The 17,927-nt window shown below is 73.6% G+C and carries 18 protein-coding genes; 14 read left to right on the top strand and 4 right to left on the bottom strand.

Translation table 11 applies throughout. The features are described 5' to 3' along the window. Nucleotides 1-28: 28 nt before the first annotated feature. Nucleotides 29-976 (bottom strand): sugar-binding transcriptional regulator, encoded by a 948-nt coding sequence (locus MY520_RS17650; RefSeq protein WP_436693865.1) that lies wholly within the window; start codon nucleotides 974-976, stop codon nucleotides 29-31. A gap of 189 nt (nucleotides 977-1,165) precedes the next feature. On the opposite strand from MY520_RS17650, the gene MY520_RS17645 reads away from it, so the two are divergent. The 7 genes from MY520_RS17645 to MY520_RS17615 all read left to right on the top strand — a co-directional run bounded on the left by MY520_RS17645 (nucleotide 1,166) and on the right by MY520_RS17615 (nucleotide 9,486). Then, on the top strand, nucleotides 1,166-2,497 hold the full coding sequence (locus MY520_RS17645) for an ABC transporter substrate-binding protein (protein WP_436693864.1): 1,332 nt from the start codon (nucleotides 1,166-1,168) through the stop codon (nucleotides 2,495-2,497). Between the two features lie 76 nt (nucleotides 2,498-2,573). Then, nucleotides 2,574-3,536 (top strand): carbohydrate ABC transporter permease, encoded by a 963-nt coding sequence (locus MY520_RS17640; RefSeq protein ID WP_436693863.1) that lies wholly within the window; start codon nucleotides 2,574-2,576, stop codon nucleotides 3,534-3,536. Further along, the gene (locus MY520_RS17635; RefSeq protein ID WP_436693862.1) at nucleotides 3,533-4,426 is read left to right on the top strand and encodes a carbohydrate ABC transporter permease; all 894 of its coding nucleotides are present in this window, start codon (nucleotides 3,533-3,535) and stop codon (nucleotides 4,424-4,426) included. The genes MY520_RS17640 and MY520_RS17635 overlap by 4 nt, the downstream gene beginning before the upstream one ends. Beyond that, a complete protein-coding gene (locus tag MY520_RS17630; protein WP_436693861.1) occupies nucleotides 4,423-5,496 on the top strand; it encodes an NAD(P)-dependent alcohol dehydrogenase in 1,074 nt (357 codons plus the stop codon). Before MY520_RS17635 ends, MY520_RS17630 begins: the two co-directional genes overlap by 4 nt. Before the next feature lie 35 nt (nucleotides 5,497-5,531). Beyond that, nucleotides 5,532-6,644 (top strand): ABC transporter ATP-binding protein, encoded by a 1,113-nt coding sequence (locus MY520_RS17625; protein ID WP_436693860.1) that lies wholly within the window; start codon nucleotides 5,532-5,534, stop codon nucleotides 6,642-6,644. A gap of 4 nt (nucleotides 6,645-6,648) precedes the next feature. Beyond that, entirely contained in the window at nucleotides 6,649-8,151 is a 1,503-nt protein-coding gene (locus tag MY520_RS17620; RefSeq protein WP_436693859.1) for a mannitol dehydrogenase family protein, read from the top strand. 105 nt (nucleotides 8,152-8,256) lie between these two features. Next, a complete protein-coding gene (locus MY520_RS17615; protein ID WP_436693858.1) occupies nucleotides 8,257-9,486 on the top strand; it encodes a DUF4032 domain-containing protein in 1,230 nt (409 codons plus the stop codon). 18 nt (nucleotides 9,487-9,504) lie between these two features. Here MY520_RS17615 and MY520_RS17610 read toward each other — a convergent pair whose 3' ends face one another. Then, complete coding sequence (locus MY520_RS17610) at nucleotides 9,505-10,329, bottom strand: enoyl-CoA hydratase/isomerase family protein (RefSeq protein ID WP_436693857.1); 825 nt, start codon at nucleotides 10,327-10,329, stop codon at nucleotides 9,505-9,507. Nucleotides 10,330-10,406: 77 nt separating this feature from the next. On the opposite strand from MY520_RS17610, the gene MY520_RS17605 reads away from it, so the two are divergent. The 3 genes from MY520_RS17605 (at nucleotide 10,407) to MY520_RS17595 (ending at nucleotide 13,338) form a co-directional block, all read left to right on the top strand. Next, on the top strand, nucleotides 10,407-10,955 hold the full coding sequence (locus MY520_RS17605) for a GNAT family N-acetyltransferase (RefSeq protein ID WP_436693856.1): 549 nt from the start codon (nucleotides 10,407-10,409) through the stop codon (nucleotides 10,953-10,955). A gap of 112 nt (nucleotides 10,956-11,067) precedes the next feature. After that, nucleotides 11,068-12,027 (top strand): helix-turn-helix domain-containing protein, encoded by a 960-nt coding sequence (locus MY520_RS17600; protein WP_436693855.1) that lies wholly within the window; start codon nucleotides 11,068-11,070, stop codon nucleotides 12,025-12,027. A gap of 75 nt (nucleotides 12,028-12,102) precedes the next feature. After that, the gene (locus tag MY520_RS17595) at nucleotides 12,103-13,338 is read left to right on the top strand and encodes an acyl-CoA dehydrogenase family protein (RefSeq protein WP_436693854.1); all 1,236 of its coding nucleotides are present in this window, start codon (nucleotides 12,103-12,105) and stop codon (nucleotides 13,336-13,338) included. Between the two features lie 42 nt (nucleotides 13,339-13,380). On the opposite strand, the gene MY520_RS17590 is transcribed toward MY520_RS17595, so the two are convergent. Beyond that, entirely contained in the window at nucleotides 13,381-13,704 is a 324-nt protein-coding gene (locus MY520_RS17590) for a hypothetical protein (protein ID WP_436693853.1), read from the bottom strand. Between the two features lie 124 nt (nucleotides 13,705-13,828). On the opposite strand from MY520_RS17590, the gene fabG reads away from it, so the two are divergent. Genes fabG through MY520_RS17575 form a run of 3 tightly spaced genes read left to right on the top strand, consistent with a single transcriptional unit; the run spans nucleotide 13,829 to nucleotide 16,461 of the window. Continuing rightward, a complete protein-coding gene (gene fabG, locus MY520_RS17585) occupies nucleotides 13,829-14,533 on the top strand; it encodes a 3-oxoacyl-ACP reductase FabG (RefSeq protein ID WP_436693852.1) in 705 nt (234 codons plus the stop codon). Then, complete coding sequence (gene fabI / locus MY520_RS17580; RefSeq protein ID WP_436693851.1) at nucleotides 14,533-15,306, top strand: enoyl-ACP reductase FabI; 774 nt, start codon at nucleotides 14,533-14,535, stop codon at nucleotides 15,304-15,306. The genes fabG and fabI overlap by 1 nt, the downstream gene beginning before the upstream one ends. Before the next feature lie 39 nt (nucleotides 15,307-15,345). Next, a complete protein-coding gene (locus MY520_RS17575) occupies nucleotides 15,346-16,461 on the top strand; it encodes a ferrochelatase (protein ID WP_436693850.1) in 1,116 nt (371 codons plus the stop codon). A 108-nt stretch (nucleotides 16,462-16,569) separates the two neighbouring features. Here the strand turns inward: MY520_RS17575 and MY520_RS17570 are convergent, their stop codons facing one another. After that, nucleotides 16,570-17,307 (bottom strand): hypothetical protein, encoded by a 738-nt coding sequence (locus MY520_RS17570; RefSeq protein ID WP_436693849.1) that lies wholly within the window; start codon nucleotides 17,305-17,307, stop codon nucleotides 16,570-16,572. A gap of 86 nt (nucleotides 17,308-17,393) precedes the next feature. On the opposite strand from MY520_RS17570, the gene MY520_RS17565 reads away from it, so the two are divergent. Further along, nucleotides 17,394-17,837: an NfeD family protein gene (locus MY520_RS17565; RefSeq protein ID WP_436693848.1), complete on the top strand. Its 444-nt coding sequence runs from the start codon at nucleotides 17,394-17,396 to the stop codon at nucleotides 17,835-17,837. The last annotated feature ends 90 nt before the right edge of the window (nucleotides 17,838-17,927 follow it).

Genomic DNA, 17,927 nt, shown 5'->3' with positions numbered 1-17,927 from the left:
GTCGTCGTCTGCCCGCGTCCGGGGGTCGTCACTCCTCCAGGACGGCGTGAGCGAGGGCCGTGTGCGTCACGATCCCACCGACCAGGCCGCTGCGGAGAGCGGCTCGCACGGCGAGCGCCTTGCGGGTGCCGTAGGGGACCACGATGACCTCCGGGATCGCCCGCATCTCCTCGGCACTGATCGCGATCATGCGCTCGGCCAGCGCGGTCGGTACGGGCACGCCGTCGACCGAGACGAAGACGCCGGAGATGTCGGCGCACACGCCGAGCCGGCGCAGCTCCTCGCGGTCGCTCTCGGAGGCGGTGTCGTACAGCGTCGACTGCCCGGCCTCCCAGAGCCCGACCCCCGCCACGGCCTTCGTGACGAGCGGCAGCTGGCCGAAGGCCCGCGCGACCTCGGGCTGCTGGCGCAGGGCCCGGGCGGTGGCGGCGTCCGGCACCACGAGCGGGGCGTAGAAGAAGTGGGCGGTCCCGCGGGACCGGCCGGCCACCTCCCGGACGACGTCCACCGAGGTGTCCGGTCCCTCGGGCATCGAGAGGGCTCCCGAGAGCTGGACGACGGGGGTCCCGGGCAACGGGGGGAGCGCCCGTGCCACCGCGCTGACCGCCCGGGCCCACGCCAGGCCCAGGACGTCCTGCGGCGTGATGATCTCCGCGAGCAGCTGGGACGCGGCCCGCCCGACGTGGCCGCGCAGGGACTCGGCGTCGTCGTCCGGTGTGTCGACCACGACCGCGTGCTGGAGCCCGTACCGGTCGCGGAGCCGGGCCGACAGGTCGACGTCGATCTCGCCGGCGTGGCGGATCTCGATGCGCACCAGGCCGCTCTCCCGGGCGGCGTCGAGCAGCCGGGCCACCTTGAAGCGGCTCAGGCCGAACTCGTCGGCGATCTCGATCTTGGACCGGCCGTCCAGGTAGTAGCGGCGCGCGACGGACGCCGTGAGGACGACCTGGGCCGGCCCGGGCCTGTCGTCCGCCATGCCATCTCCTGCTCATCTGAGCGCCTGGGGGCTCACTATTGCACAGCCCCTTGACGTGACGCATGCCACCACCCGAGACTTCCTTCACACATCTGAGTGACGTCGTGCTCATATGAGCGCGACGTCTTCACTCGAACGGCGGAGGTCCCGACCTTGCCTGGACGCGTGCGACCCGGACTCGCCGTCACCATGACGGCCGCTCTGACGGTGGGGGTGAGTGGGTGCGCGGGCTGGGGCGGAGGCCCCAGCGGCGGCGGACCGAACACCATCAACGTGCTCATGGTGAACAACCCGCAGATGGTCGACCTGCAGCAGTTGACCGCGGAGCACTTCACCGCGGAGACCGGGATCTCGGTGAACTTCACGGTTCTGCCGGAGAACGACGTCCGGGACAAGATCAGCCAGGAGTTCTCCAGCCAGGCGGGCCAGTACGACGTCGCCACGCTGAGCAACTTCGAGATCCCGATCTACGCCCGCAGCGAGTGGATCGCCCCGCTGGACGACTACGTCGCCGCCGACAGCGAGTTCGACCAGGACGACGTCCTCGCGCCGTTGACCGCCTCGCTCTCCGGTGACGACGGTCGGCTGTACGGCGAGCCGTTCTACGGCGAGTCGTCCTTCCTGATGTACCGCAGGGACGTCCTGGAATCGGCGGGCGTCGAGATGCCGGCGAACCCGACCTGGCAGGAGGTCGCGGACATCGCGGCCCAGGTCGACGGGGCCGAGCCGGGGATGGCCGGGATCTGCCTGCGCGGCCAGCCCGGCTGGGGTCAGGTGTTCGCGCCGCTCACCACCGTGGTCAACACCTTCGGCGGCACCTGGTTCACCGAGGACTGGCAGGCCCAGGTCAACAGCGCGGAGTTCCGCGAAGCCGTCGAGTTCTACGTGGACCTCGTCCGGGAGTACGGCGAGACCGGAGCTCCCCAGGCGGGCTTCACCGAGTGCCTGAACAACCTCATCCAGGGCAACGCCGCCATGTGGTACGACGCCACCTCGGCCGCCGGGTCCCTCGAGGCCGCCGACTCCCCGGTCCGTGGCCTGATCGGCTACGCCCCGGCGCCGGTGGTCGAGACCGACAACTCGGGCTGGCTCTACGCGTGGTCCTGGAGCATCCAGCAGGCGAGTGCCAAGCAGGACGCCGCATGGGAGTTCATCTCCTGGGCCTCCAGCCGGGAGTACGAGGAACTCGTCGGTGCGGAGCTCGGCTGGTCGCGGGTCCCCGCCGGCAAACGGGCGTCGACGTACTCGAACCCGGACTACCTCGCAGAGGCCTCGGCGTTCGCCGAACCCACGCTGACGGCGATCGAGACCGCCGACCCGGACAACCCGGGGGTCCAGCCTCGTCCGGCCCCCGGCATCCAGTTCATGGGTTTCCCGGACTTCCCGGCCCTGGCCACGCAGGTCTCGCAGGACGTCAGCTCCGCGATCGCCGGCCAGATGACCGTCGAGGAAGCCCTCGATCGGGGGCAGGAGCTGGCTGAGGACGTCGGTCAGCGCTACCGGGAGCGGGAGTCCGGATGACCGCCCACCCCGACACCCCGAGCTGCGGCGTGCGGGCCGCCGGCACCGAACGGATCCTCGAAGGGGAGGAGCGGTCATGAGCACCCTCGTCGAGCGCGGCCGCGACGACGTCCGTACACCGCCACCTCCGACGGACGGGGCGCTGCGTCGCTCCGCTGACTGGGCCCGGCGGGCGCCGCTGCTGCCGGCGCTGATCTTCACCATCGTGGTGACCCAGCTGCCCTTCATCGGCACGCTGGTCATCTCGTTCATGGACTGGAACGCGTACTACCCCGACGAGCGCGGCTTCACGGGGTTCAGCAACTACGCCAGCGTGCTCACCGACGTGAACATGCGGGAGGCGATCGTCACCACCATCGTCCTCACCACGGTCGTCGTCCTGGTCAGCCTGGTGCTCGGGATGGGGATCGCCCTCCTCCTCGACCGGAAGTTCCTCGGCCGGGGTGCGGTGCGGACGATGATGATCACGCCGTTCCTCGTCGTTCCGGTGGCCGCGGCGCTGCTGTGGAAGCACGCGCTGTTCAACCCGGAGTACGGGCTGCTCAACGGCATGCTGACGTGGGTCTGGGGCCTGTTCGGCTCGGACAACCCGCCGCAGCCCGACTGGATCACCATGGCGCCGCTGGCGTCGATCGAGGTCTCCCTCATCTGGCAGTGGACGCCGTTCATGATGTTGATCCTGCTGGCGGGTCTACAGAGTCGGCCGCTGGACGTCATCGAGGCGGCCCGCATCGACGGGGCGAGCGCCTGGCAGATCTTCCGCTACATGACCTTCCCGCACCTGCGGCGCTACCTGGAGCTGGGCGCGCTGCTGGGTGCGATCTACATCGTGCAGACCTTCGACGCGGTCTTCGTCATCACCTCGGGTGGCCTGGGCACGGCGAACCTGCCCTACGTCATCTACCAGACCTTCTACACGGCTCACGACTACGGCCTCGCATCGGCGGCAGGGGTCATCACCGTGATCGGCACGATCGCCATCGCCACGCTGGCGCTGCGGACGGTGTCGACGCTGTTCCAGGAAGAGAGCAAGCGATGAGCTCGATCACCGACGTGGGACCGGTCCCTGCCACCCGCACCTCCGAGGGCGAGCCCCGCCGCCCGCGCAAGCCGCGCAGCGGACTCCTCCTCGGGCTGGTCGCCTGGGTGATCGGGTTCCTGTTCGTCGTCCCCGTGCTGTGGATGGTGCTGACCTCGTTCCACAGCGAGGAGGACGCCGCCACCAACCCGCCCTCGCTCCTCGCGCCGCTGACCCTGGACGGCTACCGCTCCTTCTTCGGCGTCGGCACGGGCACCAACCCCTGGCCGTCCCTGCTGAACTCACTGACGGCCAGCCTCGTCTCCACGCTGCTCGTGCTCGTCCTGGCGATCCCGGCGGCGTACGCGCTGTCGATCCGGCCGGTGCGCAAGTGGACCGACGTGATGTTCTTCTTCCTGTCCACCCGCTTCCTGCCGGTGGTGGCCGGCATCCTGCCGATCTACCTGTTCGCCCAGTGGAGCGGCCTGCTGGACAACATCTGGCTGCTCATCGTGCTGTACACCTCGATGAACCTGCCGATCGCGGTCTGGATGATGCGCTCGTTCCTCGCCGAGGTCCCCGTCGAGATCCTCGAGGCGGCCGCCATGGACGGCGCCGGGCTGCTGCGGACGCTGCGCCAGGTGGTGGCGCCCATCGTCCTGCCCGGGATCGCGGCCACCTCGCTGATCTGCTTCATCTTCAGCTGGAACGAGCTGCTGCTGGCCCGGACCCTGACCGGGACGAGGGCCCTGACCGCGCCGGTGTACCTGACCGGGTTCGTGACCAGTCAGGGACTGTTCCTGGCCCAGATGTGCGCGGCCGCCTTCGTGGTGTCGTTGCCGGTGCTCATCGCCGGCTTCGCCGCCCAGGACAAGCTGGTCCAGGGCCTCTCCCTGGGCGCGGTCAAGTGAGCCGGCCCGCCGTCCTCGCCTCCGGTGGTCCCAGCGGCCTCCGGCAGGCGACGGCGATGCGCGCCGCCGTCCTGCGGGGACCCGGGGACGTGGTGGTGGAGGAGCGGCCCGTTCCGCAGCCGGGACCCGGTGAGGTGGTCGTGCGGGTCTCCTCGGTCGGGGTCTGCGGATCGGACACGCACTACTACGACCACGGGCGCATCGGCCGGTTCGTCGTCGAGTCCCCCCTCGTGCTGGGTCACGAGGCGGCGGGGGAGGTGGCCGCTCTCGGCCCCGGCGTCACCACGCCGGCCGTCGGGCAGCGGGTGTCGATCGAGCCGGGGGTCCCCGACCTGACCTGCCCGCAGTGCCTGGCCGGGCGGTACAACCTCTGCCCGGACATGCGGTTCTTCGCGACCCCGCCCATCGACGGGGCCTTCGCCGAGTACGTCGTCGTCCTCGCGGCCTTCGCCCACCCGGTGCCGGACACGATCAGCGACGACGCCGCCGCCCTGCTCGAACCGCTGTCGGTCGGGCTCTGGGCCTGCCGCAAGGGCCGGGTGACCGCCGGATCCCGGGTGCTCGTGACGGGCGCCGGACCGATCGGGCTCGTCAGCGTCCAGGCCGCCCGCGCTTTCGGCGCCACCGACGTGGTGGTGTCCGACGTCAACCCGGAGCGCCTCGCGCTGGCGCGCGACCTCGGGGCGACCGAGGTGGTCGACGCCCGGTCGACCCGGCTCACCGACCTGCCCCGGCCCCCCGACGTCCTGCTGGAGTGCTCGGGCCACCCCGCGGCCACCGCCGAGGCCATCCGCGCCCTGGACCTGGCCGGCCGGGCGGTGCTCGTCGGCATGGGCGGCGACGAGCTGCCCCTGCCGTTGTCGGTCGTGCAGGAGCGCGAGCTCGAGGTGACCGGCACCTTCCGCTACGCCGGCACCTGGCCGACGGCGATCGCCCTGGTCGCGGCCGCCCGCATCGACCTCGACCGCCTCGTCACCGGCACCTACGGCCTGGACCGGGCCGAGGACGCGCTGACGGCCGGCCGGCGCGACCCGCGGTCGGTGAAGGTCGTCGTCCACCCCCAGACCTGACGTCCCCCTCGACTCCACCCGCAAGGAGACAGCTCATGGCCTCGGTCACCTACGACAAGGCGAGCCGCATCTACCCAGGCTCCGAGAAGCCCGCGGTCGACGCCCTCGACCTCCGGATCGCCGACGGGGAGTTCCTCGTCCTGGTCGGCCCCTCCGGCTGCGGCAAGTCCACCAGCCTGCGCATGCTCGCGGGCCTCGAGGACGTCGACCGGGGCGACATCCTCATCGGCGACCGGCGCGTCACCCACCTGAAGTCGAAGGACCGGGACATCGCCATGGTGTTCCAGAGCTACGCGCTCTACCCGCACATGACGGTCGGGGACAACATGGGCTTCGCCCTGAAGATCGCCGGCGTCGGCAAGGACGAGATCGCCCAGCGGGTCCGGGAGGCCGCGAAGATCCTGGATCTCGGGGAGTTCCTGGACCGGAAGCCGAAGGCGCTCTCCGGTGGCCAGCGCCAGCGCGTCGCGATGGGCCGGGCGATCGTCCGGTCCCCGCAGGTGTTCCTCATGGACGAGCCGCTGTCCAACCTCGACGCGAAGCTCCGGGTGCAGACCCGCACCCAGATCGCCGCGCTGCAGCGGCGGCTGGGCACGACGACGGTCTACGTCACCCACGACCAGGTCGAGGCGATGACGATGGGGGACCGCGTGGCGGTCCTCCGGGCCGGCCTCCTCGAGCAGTGCGACACCCCGTTGCGGCTCTACCAGGAGCCGGCCAACGTCTTCGTCGCCGGCTTCATCGGCTCTCCGGGCATGAACATCGCCGAGTTCCGGATCGAGGACGGGTACGCGGTGCTCGGGCGGGCCCGCCTGCCGCTGCCCACCGCGGCGCTGAGCGCGCTGTCGGCGGAGGGGGCGGACCGGGTGACCGTCGGCTTCCGGCCGGAGGCCCTCGACCTCGCCACGGAGGCCGAACCCGGCGCCTTCCCCGTGGACGTCGGCGTCGTCGAGGAGCTCGGCTCCGACGCGTTCCTGCACGGGACCCTGCCGGAGCTCCGCGAGGACTCCGGCCCGCTGGGCGACAACATCGTCGCCCGGGTCGACCCGGCCCGGCCACCCGCGAAGGGGGAGCGGGTCCACCTGCGCATCCAGCCGGGCAAGGAGCACCTCTTCTCGCCGTCGACCGGTCTGCGGCTGCCCGCCTGACGCCGTGACGAGACCCACCGTGCTGCCGCTCGACGCCCGGGCCCTGCCGTCGCTGGCCGGGTCCCTGTCGGTGCCCACCTACGACCGGTCCCGGGTGCGGGCCGGCATCGTGCACCTGGGGGTGGGGGCGTTCCACCGGTCGCACCAGGCCATGTACGTCGATCGGCTGCTGGAGCAGGGGCAGGCGCAGGACTGGGGCATCTGCGGCGTGGGTGTGCTGCCGTCGGACCGCCGGATGGCCGAGGCGATGGCGGCGCAGGACTGCCTCTACACGCTCGTGGTCAGGCACGCGGACGGCACCCTGGACGCGCGCGTCGTGGGCTCGATCGTGGAGTACCTGCTCGCCCCCGACGACCCCGACGCGGTCGTGGAGCGGATGGCGGCCGAGACGACCCGGATCGTGTCGCTGACGGTCACCGAGGGCGGCTACAACACCGACCCGGTGACGGGGGAGTTCCAGGCCGCGGACCCCGGCGTCGTCCACGACCTGCAGGCGGGGAACCCGCCCCGGACGTCGTTCGGGCTGGTCACGGAGGCCCTGGTCCGGCGGCGCGACCGCGGGCTGGCGCCGTTCACCGTGGTGTCCTGCGACAACATCCAGCACAACGGCGACGTGGCCAGGCGCAGCTTCGCCGCCTACGCCGCGTTGCGTGACCGCGACCTCGGCGCCTGGGTCGAGCGGGAGGTGCCCTTCCCGAACTCCATGGTCGACCGGATCACCCCCGCCACCACGGACGACGACCGGGACGAGGTCGCCCGCCGTCTCGGCGTCGAGGACCGGTGGCCGGTCGTCGGCGAGCCCTTCACCCAGTGGGTCCTCGAGGACCGGTTCAGCCTCGGCCGGCCGCCGCTGGAGGACGCCGGCGTCCAGGTCGTCGACGACGTCGAGCCCTACGAGCTGATGAAGCTGCGGCTGCTCAACGCCAGTCACCAGGCGCTGGCCTACCTCGGCCACCTCGCCGGCCACCGGCTGGTCCACGACGCGGCGCAGGACCCGTTGTTCCAGCGGTTCCTGCTCGGCTACATGGAGGAGGAGGCGACGCCCACCCTCCGGCCGGTCCCCGGCATCGACCTGGACGACTACCGGCGGAACCTGATCGAACGCTTCTCCAACCCGGCCATCCGCGACACGTTGGCGCGACTGGCTTTCGACGGCTCCGAGCGGCTGCCCAAGTGGCTGCTCCCGGTCGTCCGGGAGAACCTGGCCTCCGGCGGGGAGATCCGCCGGTCGGCGGCGGTCGTCGCCGGCTGGGCGCGGTACGCCGAGGGAGTGGACGAGGACGGGCAGCCGATCGACGTCGTGGACCGCAGGCGGGACTCGCTGATGGCGCGGGCCCGCCGACAGCGGGAGGACCCGCTCGCCTTCCTCGCCGATCGCGACCTGTTCGGCGACCTGGTGGACGACGAGCGGTTCACCTCCCACTACCGGGCGGCGTTGACCTCCCTCCACGAGCGGGGTGCGCGGGCGACGCTCGAGACGCTGGTCGACGGGTCGCCCTCGCGGTGACCGGATCGAGCGGGTGCCGTCGGCGCGCGGGGGTACGGATGAAGCCGACGCCGGCCACCCGTGCGGTGCGCGCGGCCGAGGACCGGGGGGTGTGCGGTGCGCTTCGTGTTCAGTCCGCCTGCGGAGGCGACGACCGACCTGGTGACGCTGCCCTGGGAGCTCCCGCTCGACCGGTGGCGCGATGACCGGGTCGTCGAGATCCCGCAGAGCGGGCGCTCGCGGCACGTCGTCCGCTTCGTCGCCGAGGCCGGGCAGGTGTTCGCGCTCAAGGAGCTCCCCGAGGAGGCGGCCCGCCGGGAGTACCGGGTGCTGCGCCGGCTGCACGAGCTGGGCGTCCCGGCGGTGGAGGCCCTCGGCGTGGTCGTGGACCGGCCGGACGGACAGGAGGCGGTGCTGGTCACCCGCTTCCTGGACTACTCGTCGTCCTTCCTCGCGCTGTTCGCCAACCCGCGCGGGGCGCACCTGACCGGCCGGGTGATGGACGCCCAGGTCGAGCTGCTGGTGCGGCTCCACCTGGCCGGCGTCGTGTGGGGTGACTGCTCGCTGTCGAACACCCTGTTCCGGCTGGACGCCGGCACCCTCGGCGCCTACCTGGTCGACGCCGAGACCGGCGAGGTGCACCACCGGCTGTCCCAGGACCAGCGCGACCACGACCTGGACGTCGCCTACGGGCGGGTGGTCGGGGAGCTCGTCGACCTGCGGGACCGGGGCTGCCTCGCCGAGGACGTCGACCCGGCGCTCGCCGCAGGTGACCTGGTGGCGCGCTACGAGCACCTGTGGGCCGAGCTCACCGGGGAGGAGGTGGTGCCGCGCGACCAGCAGCGCTTCCGCCTGGAGGCGCGGATCCGGCGGCTCCAGGACCTCGGGTTCGAGGTCGCCGAGGTGGAGATCATCGACGACCCGGGAGGCGGCAGCCGGCTGCGGCTCACCACCCGGGTGGCCGAACCGGGCCACAACCGGCGTCTGCTGTTCGCCGGGACCGGCCTGGACGTCCAGGAGAACCAGGCGCGCCGGTTGCTGGGCGACATCGCGGCCTACCGGACGTGGCTGGAGCAGGAGGAGCAGTGCCGCGTCCCCGACGCGGTGGCCACCCTCCGCTGGCGCGCCGAGGTGTACGAGCCGACGCTGGCCGACGTCCCCGCGCACCTGCGCAACCGGCTGGACGACGCGGAGATCTTCCACGAGGTCCTCGAGCACCGGTGGTTCCTGTCCGAGGCCAGCGGCCGGGACGTGGGCATGCGGGCCGCCGTCCGGGACTACGTCGACCGCGTGCTGCCGGAGGTGTCCGCGGAGCTGGTCACGCCGAACCCCCGAGGAGCCAGACCGTCACCGTGACGACGGCGCGCAGCGACGTCACCGGCCCCCGTAGGTCGCCTTGCCGGGCCCGTCGGTCAGGAACGAGGCGACGGCGCCGCGCAGGTCCTCGGTCGCGAAGAGCGGGCCGGACACCTGGGGCACGATCGCGTCGGCGGCCCGGACGCCGTCCCGCACGGCCGTGCCCACCAGCCGTTTGGTCGCCGCGTGCGCCACGGTCGGGCCGGCCGCGACGCGGGCGGCGAGGGCGCGGGCGGCCTGGGGGAAGCCGTCGTCGGGCAGCACGCGGTTGACCACACCCCACCGCTCGAGCACATCGGCGGGGTAGCGCTCGCCGGTGAAGACCAGCTCCTTGGCCCGCGCCGGCCCGGCCCGCTCGGCCAGCCGCTGCGGCCCGCCCATCGACGGGGTCAGCCCGACGACGATCTCCACCAGGCCGAACGACGCCCGCTGCGCGGCGAGCAGCAGGTCGCAGGCCAGCGCCAGCTCGAACGCCGCGGTCAGGGTCAGGCCGTGGGCCGCGAAGACGGTGGGCACCGGGAGGTCCTCCAGGGTCTGCGCCAGCCGCAGCAGCCGGGCCCACAGTGCCGAGCCGCGGCCCACCGGGTCGGGGCCCTCGGCGATCTCCTGGAAGGCGTGCACGTCGACCCCGCCGGAGACGACCTTCCCGCGCGCCTCCAGCAGCACCGCCCGCGCCCGGTCCGGCCGGCCCGGCGCGGTCAGCTCGACCAGCTCGGCGACCGCCCGCTCGAAGCCGGCGAAGACGCTCTCGTCGAACAGGTTCAGCGGGGGCCGGTCGAGGACGACGACGGCCACGTCGCCGTCCCGCTCGAGCCGGACGGGGACGGCGTCTTCTGCACCCATGCCGACATTCCTAGCGGGCGCAGCGGCCGGCGTCCCGGCGGTGGCGCCCCGCCCGGGCGTCCCGCACGCTGGACGCCGTGGCCTCGGGGGACGCGGGAGCCGGGCCCGCGGGCGGAGACCCGCCCGGGCCCGTGCTGCGGCCGGCGACCCCGGCGGACCGGCCCGCGCTGCTGGTGCTGTTCGCGGCGGCGAACGACGCGTGCTGCGGGCGCTACGCGCCCAGCGTGTACGCCGGTCGGCTCGACATCGCCGAGTGGTTCGACCGCAAGCGCCTCGACCGGTCCTGGGTCCTCGCGGACGCCGACGGGCTGGTCGGCCACGTCGGGATGCGGCGGGACCCCGAACCGGCGCGGCGCTGGGGGCTGCCGACGGGGCCGGCGTGGGTGGAGGTGGCCCGCCTCGCCGTGCACCCGGGCGCGCAGCGACACGGGCACGCCCGCCGCCTCATGGCCCACGTGCACCGCGAGCTGGCCGGCGCCTGGTGCTGGCTGACCTGCCACCGGGACAGCCCGGGGCACGGGCTCTACCGGTCGCTGGGCTGGCAGCCGGTCGACCTGCCGATCCGGTGGCCGGACGACCCGACGCCTGGCGTCCTGCTCACCCGGACGCCGGCGGCCCGGGGCTGAGGTTCCGCCGCGGGAGCCGACAGCGGTCACGGGGCTGTCGACATCCGCGCTGCGAGCGGCGATCCTCTCGGTGCAGCGCGGTCAGGTCGGTCGCCGGTGCGGAGGGGCTCCCATGCCTGTCTGGGACAGCACGCCGCTGCCCGAACGCGACCAGTTCGACTACTGGAACGACGTCATCTGCCGCGCGTTCGTGCCGCTGCGTGCGGTGCGGCGGACCGATCGCCCCGGGTTCGCAGCCCGAGTCGAGACCCGGCCGCTGGTCGAGGTGAACCGGGCGCGGATCGTGTCGCAGCCTCAGGAGACACTGCACGGCGTCCGGGAGGTCGCCGACACCGACGCCGCGTACTACTTCGTCAACCTCCAGCTGGCCGGTCGGTGCGCCGTCCGCCAGGGCGGCCGGGAGTCGGTCGTCGGGCCGGGCCAGTTCACCGTCGTGGACACGACGGAGCCGTACTCCTTCGACCTGGACGGGGTGTGGCACATGGTGTCCTACCGGGTGCCGCACGCACACCTGTCGTCGCGACTGGGTGGCCGCCGGCCGAGCACCGCGGTGGCGGTCGGCGGGGCGGGCGCCGGTGGCGTGGTGACCGCGCTGATGCACGCCCTGTGGCAGGTGGGCGACGAGGTGGACAGGACCGGGACCCGGGACCTGGAGCAGTCCTTCGTGTCGGCCGTCGCGGCCGCGACCGCCGCCGGGGTCGAGCCCGGGCGCTTCGACCGGGGCGCCGTCCGGGCCGCGGTGCTGCAGCACGTCCGCGACCACCTCGGCGACCGGACCCTGTCGGTGACCACGGTGTGCCGGCGCTTCGCCATCTCCCCGCGCACGCTGCACAACCTCTTCGCCGACGCCGAGGACTCCTTCGGCGCGACCGTGCGGGCCATGCGCCTGGACCGGTGTGCCCTGGTGCTCGCCGCCGCGGCGCCCACCGTCACCGTCACCGAGATCGCGACGGCGCACGGCTTCGACGACCCCTCGTCGTTCAGCCGGGCCTTCCGCCGCCGCTTCGGCGTGAGCCCGCGGGAGGCGCGCCAGGGTGCGGCGTGCACGAACGGCACGGTCGGCGTGCGCTGACGGCCGGGACGCGTCCGTGTGCCGCCGCGATGATCAGTGGGGTCGCGAAAACCGTCCCGCCCCCGAGGAGCCACCATGGCCGTGTCCTTCGTGCTGAGCCCCGACCAGGAGCAGCTCAAGCTCGCCGCCCGGCAGTTCGCGGAAGCGCACCTGCGCGGCCTGGCCGACGACGTCGCCGGCGAGCCCGATCCACTGACCCGGGCCCTCCTGGCCCGGCCGGTCTTCGAGAAGGCGGTCGGCGCGGGCTTCCTCAAGGGCTTCATCCCGGCGCCCTTCGGCGGCGCCGCCACCGGCGGGGTGGAGGCCGCGATCTTCATCGAGGAGTGGGCGACGGTGAGCCCCGACTTCGTCATCTCGATGGCCGGCCCCATCATCGCCCTCAGCCCGGTCTACCAGGTCGGCACGCCTGAGCAGATCGAGCGGTTCGTGGCCCCCTTCCTCGCTGACTCCGGCGCCCCCCTGGCCGCCATGGCCTACAGCGAGCCCGGCGGCAGCGCCAACTTCGCCGCACCGCCGCCGGCGGAGGGCACCCGCACCACCGCTGTCCCGGACGGCGACTCGTGGGTCGTCAACGGACGCAAGGCCTGGGCCTCGCACCTGTCCGGCTGGGACGGCGCCGGTCCGGACCTCATGACGATCGTCTGCCGAACACCCGGCGGCGTCTCACTGATCGTGGCCGAGCGCGAGCACCTGGCCGGCCACGTCGAGGTGGAGGAGCACTACGACCTGCCCGGCCTCCGCGGCTGCCTGACGTCGCGGGTCCGGCTCACCGACGTGCGCGTGCCCCGGGAGAACCTGCTCGGGGCCGAGGGGGAGGGCATCGCCCTCACGCGCAGCGCCTTCATGGCCAGCGGTGCCTCGATCGCGGTCTTCGCGGTCGCGGCGATGCGCCGCGCCTTCGACATCGCGCTCCGGTTCGCCCTCACGGAGAAGCGCGGGGGAGCGGTGCCGATCATCGACCACCAGGCGGTGTCCGACGCCCTCTCCGACGCCAAGGGCCGTATCGAGGCGGTCCGGCTGCTGGGCTGGCGGGCGATGGATGCCGTGCTGTCCGGGCACCCGGCCGGACCCGAGCTGGCCCTGCACGCCAAGGTCTTCGGCTCGGAGACCGGGCTCGACGTCGTCAACGAACTGGTGAAGGTCATCGGGGTCCAGGCCTACGACCGGCGCTTCCCCATCCTGTCGTGCCTGGCCGACGCGCTGGCCTACCCGATCATCGAGGGCAGCAACACCGGCGTGCGCCGCCGCCAGCTGCAGGACCTGTTCCGCGCTCCGGGCTATGACCCGCTGGCGGCCTCCGGCATGGCGTGACGACATGACGCCGGCGGTGGGGGCGGACAACCGCCCCCACCGTCAGGCGCGGTCGGGGAGCACCCCGGCGCCGGCGAGGGAGCGGTCCACCGGCGGCGAGCGGCGCAGGGTCACCCGGCGCCCGGCCCGCTCGGCGACCGCCAGGTGGTCGAGCAGCAGGTCCAGTCCCGGCGCCGACAGCGCGGTCACCGAGCCGGCGTCGATGCCGTCGACCCGCGCCGGCTCACGCCCGTAGCGCCGGACGAACGCGGCGACGGCGGCGGCATCGACCTCGCCGGCCAGGCACAGCACCCGCCCGCCGGCGGTGTTCAGCAGCCGGACGACGCCGTGCGCGGCCGCCAGTCCGTCGGGGGACACCGGGCTCACCGGACCAGTGTGCCGCGTCCGGGGCGGCGGGGAGCCGGCCCCGTCGGCCCACGCGGAGGTGTGACCTGCGCCGACCGACTAGGTTCGGCTCCCGACGGGACGGTCGGGGCAGGGGAGTGACGCAGTGGGCAGATCGGTGCTCGTGACCGGCGGCAACCGGGGGATCGGGCTGGCGATCGCCCGCTCCTTCGCCGAGCAGGGCGACTCGGTCGCGGTCACCCACCGCGGCAGCGGAGTCCCCGACGGGCTCTTCGGCGTGCAGTGCGACGTCACCGACGCCGCCGCCGTCGACCGGGCGTTCACCGAGGTCGAGGAGCACCAGGGCCCGGTGGAGGTGCTGGTCAGCAACGCCGGGATCACCCGCGACGGGCTGCTCATGCGCATGAAGGAGGAGGACTTCGCCGACGTCGTCGACGCCAACCTCACCGCCGCCTACCGGGTGTCCAAGCGCGCCGCGGCCAAGATGGTGCGCGCGCGGACCGGCCGGATGGTGTTCATCTCCTCGGTCGTGGGCCTGCTCGGCTCGGCGGGGCAGACCAACTACGCGGCCAGCAAGGCCGGCCTGGTCGGCCTGGCCCGGTCGATCGCCCGCGAGCTGGGCAGCCGCGGCATCACGGCGAACGTGGTCGCGCCCGGCTTCGTCGAGACCGACATGACGGCGCAGCTGCCGGAGAAGCGGCAGCAGGAGATCCTCGGGCAGGTGCCGCTGGGCCGGTACGCCTCGGCGGACGAGATCGCGGGCGTGGTGCGCTTCCTGGCGAGCGACGCGGCCGGCTACATCACCGGGGCGGTCGTCCCGGTCGACGGCGGACTGGGAATGGGGCACTGATGAGCGGCATCCTCGAGGGCAAGAAGATCCTGGTCACCGGCGTCCTCACCGAGGCGTCGATCGCGTACGCGACGGCCCGGATCGCCCAGGAGCAGGGCGCCACCGTCGTCCTCTCCAACTTCGGCCGGGCGCTGTCGCTGTGCCAGCGGATCGCCAAGCGGCTGCCGGCCGAGGCGGCGGTCGTCGAGCTCGACGTGACCAACACCGAGCACCTGTCGACCCTGTCCGACCGGCTGCGCGAGCACGTCGGCGACAGCCTGGACGGCGTCGTGCACTCCATCGGCTTCGCGCCCCAGGAGGCGATGGGCGAGGGCTTCCCCGAGGTGGCGTGGGAGCACGCGGCGACGGCGTTCCAGGTGTCCACCTGGTCGATGGCCTCGCTCACCCAGGCCTGCCGGCCGCTGTTCGGCGAGCACGCCTCCGTCGTCGGGCTGACCTTCGACGCGACCGTCGCCTGGCCGGTCTACGGCTGGATGGGCGCGGCCAAGGCGGCGCTGGAGTCGACCTCCCGCTACCTCGCCCGCGAGCTCGGGCCCGAGGGGGTGCGGGTGAACCTGGTCGCGGCGGGGCCGCTGCGCAGCATGGCGATGAAGTCCATCCCGGGCAGCTCGCAGTTCGAGGAGGCGTGGGAGGCCCGCGCCCCGCTGGGCTGGTCGGTCACCGACACCGAGCCCGCCGGCAAGGCCGTCGTCGCGCTGCTGTCGGACTGGTTCCCCGCCACCACGGGCGAGATCGTGCACGTGGACGGGGGGTTCCACGCCGTCGGCGTGTGAGCCGCATCCGTTCCGCCGCACCGGAGAGAAGAAACCACCGTGCCCCGCGCCACCGACGTCGACATCCACCCTGACCAGAAGCCGGACGAGGACCCCTCGCTCGCCGTCCGCAACAACGGCGGGGCCGCACCGCCGGCCGACCCCGCCCCGGCCGGCCGCCGGGAGGCGCTGCTGCTGCTCTCCTTCGGCGGCCCCGAGGGGCACGACGACGTCATGCCGTTCCTCGAGAACGTCACGCGCGGGCGCGGCATCCCCCGAGAGCGGCTCGAGGCGGTCGCCGAGCACTACCACCACGTCGGCGGCGTCAGCCCGATCAACGACCAGAACAAGGCGCTGATCGCCGCGGTGGAGGCAGACCTCGCCGCCGCCGGGATCGAGATGCCGGTCTACTGGGGCAACCGCAACTGGGCGCCCTACGTCGAGGACACCTGGCGGCAGATGGCCGACGACGGCGTCGAGCACGTCTACGTCTTCGCGACCTCGGCGTACGCCTCGGCGTCGGGCTGCCGGCAGTACCACGAGGACATCGCGCGGGCCCGGGCGGTGACCGGTCGCGGCCCGACCGCGGAGAAGCTGCCGCACTACTTCGACGCCCCGGGCTTCGTCCGGGCCAACGCCGACGCCCTGGCCGCCGCGCTCGCCGAGCTGCCCGACGGCGTCCGCGACACCGCCCGCCTGGTGGCGACCGCGCACAGCATCCCGGACGCCATGGCTGCCGTCGCCGGCCCCGAGGGGCACGCCTACGAGGCCGAGCTGACCGCCGCCGTGCAGCAGGTGGTGGACGCCGCCGCGCCCGGCCGGCCCTTCGACCTGGTCTGGCAGAGCCGCAGCGGGCCGCCGTCGGTGCCGTGGCTGGAGCCCGACGTCAACGACCACCTGCGCGCTCTGGCCGCGGCGGGGGAGCAGGCCGTCGTCCTCCTCCCGATCGGCTTCGTCAGCGACCACCTCGAGGTCGTCTGGGACCTCGACAACGAGGCGCGCGCGACCGCCGGCGAGGTCGGCCTCACCTTCGTCCGCGCGGGCACCGCCGGCACGCACCCGGCGTTCGTCGCGACGGTGCGCGAGCTGCTGCAGGAGCGCCGCGCCGGCGGCCCCCCGCGGCTCGGCACGAACTGCCCGGCCGCCTGCTGCTTCGTGGCCAGGCCGGCTCGCTGAGCGGTCGTTGCCGGCGTTCCGGACCGCTCGCTTCTGCGGTGTCTCCTCCGCTCTTGCGGCCGTGCACCGCCGCAGGAGGGAGCAGAACACCGCAGAAGACCCGGTCGGCTAGCGCGGGATCGCGTTGTAGGCGGCGGTGATCGCCTCGCGCACGGCGTCGGACAGCGGGCGCAGCGCGTCGTCCCGGGCCGCGGCCTGGCCGGTGGTGACCGCCCCGCCCGGGGCGTCGGTGAGCGCCAGGTCGAGCACCCGGGCCAGCCGCTGCGCGCGGGCGAGCACCGACAGGGCCAGCGGGTCGCTGCCCGGGGGCATCCCCGGCACGTGCGCCGGCTTGGCCAGCCCCGCCAGCAGCGCGGGCACCTCGGGGTGCCAGCGGGCCAGGTCGAGGTCGACGAGGGTCCGGGCGGCGTCGGAGACGGCGAGGTCCAGCCCGCCGGACACCGCCCGCAGCGTGCCCTCCACCGGCGGGGGCACCGGCGGGGCGCCGGCCAGGTCGACCGCCGTCCACTGCACCACCTCGGACCCGACCGGCTCCGGCACCAGCGCCAGCCGCTCGCCGACGGCGGCCTGTCCCGCCTCCAGCGCGAGCTCGGGCAGCCCCGGCACCCGCGGCACGCCACGGACGTCGCCGGGCACCGGCAGCACCAGCCGGAAGCGGCGCTCCCCGAGGCCGCGCAGCGTGGTCAGCGCCCAGCCGAGGGGGACCGCCTCCTGGGCACCGGGCAGGCCGGAGACCCGGTGCGCGGTGGTGCCGAGGAGGGCGTCGAGAGCGTCGTCGTACGAGGCGCGGCCGGTGAGCCAGGCGGTCGCCCAGACCGCGAACCGGCCGGCGGGGAAGTCGTGCACCAGTCGAGGCTATGTCGGGCACCCGGGCAGGTGACGATCCGGTTGAGATGGATCACGCTCCGGGTCCGGTCTGGGAGAGTGATGCCGTGGACGCCTGGCTGCTGTGGCTGATCGCGTCGGGTCTGTTCGCCGCCGGCGAGATGGCGAGCCTGGACCTGGTGCTGCTGATGTTCGCCGGCGGCGCGCTGGGCGGCATGACCGTCGCGCTGCTGGGCGGTGCCGTGGGGCTCCAGCTGGTCGGCTTCATCGTCGTCTCCGCGGTGCTGCTGCTCCTCGTCCGCCCGCTGGCCAAGCGGCACCTCACCGAGCGCACTCCCGAGCAGCTGGACGGCGTCGCCGCCCTCATCGGCCGGACGGCGCGGGTCACCCAGCCCGTCGACGGGCACGGCGGCCGGATCCGCCTCGGCGCCGACGAGTGGACCGCCCGCAGCCAGTACGGCGCGGAGACCTTCCCGGTCGGCTCGACCGTCCGGATCCTCCAGGTGGACGGCGCCACCGCCGTCGTCGGCGACGCGCTGGAGCTGGAGTGATCCCTCCGCGCGGGTGACAGCGGGGCCGAACGGCCCCGGAACGGAACCCGTGCACGGCAAGATCGGGACGGAACCGGAGTGGAAGGAGCG

Source organism: Geodermatophilus sp. CPCC 205506 (genome assembly GCF_051383635.1).
Taxonomy (GTDB): domain Bacteria; phylum Actinomycetota; class Actinomycetes; order Mycobacteriales; family Geodermatophilaceae; genus Geodermatophilus.
Note: the sequence above shows the minus strand (reverse complement) of the source record. Positions and strands in the feature narration are given on the sequence as shown.